The organism is Kitasatospora sp. NPDC093558, from assembly GCF_040683475.1.
GTDB lineage: Bacteria > Actinomycetota > Actinomycetes > Streptomycetales > Streptomycetaceae > Kitasatospora.
Genome location: NZ_JBFBDY010000720.1, coordinates 1 through 2,880, shown reverse-complemented (window position 1 = coordinate 2,880; position 2,880 = coordinate 1). Strand labels below are relative to the sequence as shown.

At 72.4% G+C, this 2,880-nt stretch carries 3 protein-coding genes; 2 read left to right on the top strand and 1 reads right to left on the bottom strand.

Annotated elements, in window-relative coordinates; translation table 11 throughout:
* Positions 1-112: 112 nt before the first annotated feature.
* Positions 113-1,348: a permease gene (locus tag AB0O00_RS34255; protein ID WP_363658520.1), complete on the bottom strand. Its 1,236-nt coding sequence runs from the start codon at positions 1,346-1,348 to the stop codon at positions 113-115.
* A 168-nt stretch (positions 1,349-1,516) separates the two neighbouring features.
* On the opposite strand from AB0O00_RS34255, the gene AB0O00_RS34250 reads away from it, so the two are divergent.
* Together AB0O00_RS34250 and AB0O00_RS34245 are read left to right on the top strand one after the other, a co-directional pair.
* A complete protein-coding gene (locus AB0O00_RS34250; protein WP_363658518.1) occupies positions 1,517-1,870 on the top strand; it encodes a metalloregulator ArsR/SmtB family transcription factor in 354 nt (117 codons plus the stop codon).
* A gap of 114 nt (positions 1,871-1,984) precedes the next feature.
* On the top strand, positions 1,985-2,880 hold an 896-nt coding region (locus AB0O00_RS34245; RefSeq protein WP_363658516.1), incomplete at its 3' end, for an MFS transporter.

Below are 2,880 nucleotides of genomic sequence, written 5' to 3'. Positions count from 1 at the left end.
GGCCCGCCGTTCGGCCGGCCCCGGATTCTGCGCTGACATGGGTGCGGGCCTCCTCGGTCGAGGTAGCTGCCCTCCTCAGCGTGGCAGAGTCCGCCCGGCTCGGCGCGCCGAGTCAGTGGTGGCCGTGGTGGCCGTGGTCGTGCTGCCCGTGGTCGTGGCCGTGGTTGCCGTGCTCCCCGTGACCGTCGTGGCCTTGGTAGCTCTCCCCGTGCCCGGCGTCCGGCGAGCCGCCCATCATGCGGAGCATCGCCGTCCCGCCGGTCCGGAAGAAGCGGATCACGAGCACCGCCGCCAGCACCAGGAAGGCGATGTTCAGCCACGTCGTGTAGTTCCACTCGACGCCCGCCATCGGGATCTCCGCCGTCCGCTGGTCCGGCACCAGCCCGAGCCCGCCGAAGGCGAATTCGACCACGTACCCGGCGACGACCATCGCCGCGTAGAAGGTGCCGAACAGGAACAGCGCCATCCGGCCGCCGTAGTACTTCCGGTAGATGTTGAGGATCGGCAGGATCAGCAGGTCCGCGAAGATGAAGGACACCACGCCGCCGAAGCTGATCCCGCCCTTCCACAGCACCACGGCGAGCGGCACGTTCCCGATCGAGCAGACGAACGACGCGACCGCGACCAGCGGGCCGACCAGCGGCCCCCACAGCTTGCTCGCGAGCGGGTGGTCGGCGAAGAAGAACGCCTGCCAGAAGCCGTCCGGCACCCACGCGGCGATCGCCCCGGCGATCAGCAGGCCGATCACGAGGTCCTTCAGGATGGCCGCCCACTCCATCACGAACACGTGCGAGACGGACGTGACGCCCTCGCGCGAGAGCAGCCGCTTCGCGAACGACCCCTCGCCCCGCACGGACATGTCCATCGCCGCGTGCCCCTCCATCGAGCCGGCCCGGCCGTGCTCCGCCTGCTCGCGCGCCTCGCGCAGCAGGCGGTCCCGCAGGAACAGCCGGAACAGCAGCGCGAGCAGCAGGATCATCACCGGGCCGCCCACGAACTCCGCCGCCGTGAACTGCCAGCCCAGCAACAGGGCCAGGATCACGCCGAGTTCGACGACCAGGTTGGTCGAGGCGATCTCGAAGGCCATCGCCGCCGTGAAGTCCGCCCCCTTGCGGAACAGCGACCTGGCCAGCGCGACCGCCGCGTACGAGCACGAGGACGACGCCGCCCCCAGGACGGACGCGACGGCCAGCGTGCGCGGCCGGTCGTCGCCGAGCAGCCGGACGATCGTCGCCTTGTGCACGACGGCCTGGACGACGGCGGACAGCAGGAAGCCGAGCACCAGGGCCCAGGTGATCTCCCAGGTCATCGAACCGGCGATGGACAGGGCGTGCAGGATCGCGTGCATGTGGTGATTCGCCTTCCCCCGGGCTCCCCGGCTTCCTGCCGGACGGTCCGGGATCATATACCCCAGCACGGTATACGAGGGGGAGCGACCCGGCCCGGATTCCGGGCAACTCACCATGAGTGCGCACCCGAGCACATCCACGGGCACCCGACGGCCTACGATGGCCGGATGAGCAGTGGCACCGAGCTGGCAGATGCACATCACTCGCACCAGCGCGCCGAGGAGCGGCTCGACGTCGCCGCCACGATCCTCGCGCTGCTGGCCGACCGCACCCGCCTCGCCCTCCTGGAGCGGCTCGGCGAGGGCGAGGCCGACGTCACCACGCTGACCGAGGTCACCGGGGCCGCCCGCCCCTCCGTCAGCCAGCACCTGGCCAAGCTCCGGCTCTCCGGCCTCGTCACCACCCGGCGCGACGGCCGCCGGGTCGTCTACTCGCTGCGCCACGGCCACCTGCGGCGGCTCGTCGACGAGGCGATGAACGTCGCCGACCACCAGATCCGGCACCTGCCGCCGCACGACTGACGCCCTCGTGGGGCCCGACCGGGCTCCCGTCCCACCGACATGTGCACACGTACGCACGCATTGACTATCATGAGCACGTCGCCCACCGCCCCCTGACCACCGGGACGGCCCCTCATGCTCTCCGTGCTGCGCCACCGCCCCTACCGCCACCTGTTCACCGCGCAGGTCGTCGCGCTCGTCGGCACCGGCCTGGCCACCGTCGCGCTGTCGCTGCTCGCGTACGACCTCGCCGGCGCCGACGCCTCGGCGGTGCTCGGCACCGCGCTCGCGATCAAGATGGTCGCCTACGTCACGATCGCCCCGCTGGCCGGCGCGATGGCCGGGCGGATACCCCGGCGGGCCCTGATGGCCGCCATGGACCTCACCCGGGCCGGGGTCGCGCTCACCCTGCCGTTCGTCACCCAGGTGTGGGAGGTCTACCTGCTGATCTTCCTGCTCCAGGCGGCCTCGGCGGCGTTCACCCCGACCTTCCAGGCCACCATCCCGGACCTCCTGCCCGCCGAACGCGACTACACGCAGGCCCTGTCGATGTCCCGGCTCGCCTACGACCTGGAGTCCCTGTTCAGCCCGGCGCTCGCCGCCCTGCTCCTCACGGTCGTCCCGTACCACTGGCTGTTCGCCGGCACCACGGCCGGCTTCCTCGCCTCCGCCGCCCTCGTCGTCTCCGCCGCCCTGCCGAAACCGGCCCCGGTCGAGCGCACCGGCGGCGCCTACGCCAAGGCCGTTTTCGGCTCCCGCCTCTTCTGGGCGACCCCGCGGCTGCGCGCCCTGCTCGCGCTCGACCTCGCCGTCGCGGCGGCGGGCGCGATCGTCTTCGTCAACACCGTCGTCGTCGTCCGCGACCACTTCCACCGCCCGGCGGGCGCCGTCTCGCTCGCCCTCGGCGCGTACGGCGCCGGGTCGATGCTCGCCGCGCTGCTGCTCCCCCGCCTGCTCGCCCGGACCGGCGACCGGCGCGTGATGCTCCCCGCCGCCTTCGCGCTGCCCGCCGTGCTCGCCGCCGTCACGGT

Bases quoted from the DNA above. Each gene is read 5' to 3' on its own strand.
- AB0O00_RS34255 (WP_363658520.1), bottom strand. From the start codon at position 1,348: ATGCACGCGATCCTGCACGCCCTGTCCATCGCCGGTTCGATGACCTGG.
- AB0O00_RS34250 (WP_363658518.1), top strand. From the start codon at position 1,517: ATGAGCAGTGGCACCGAGCTGGCAGATGCACATCACTCGCACCAGCGC.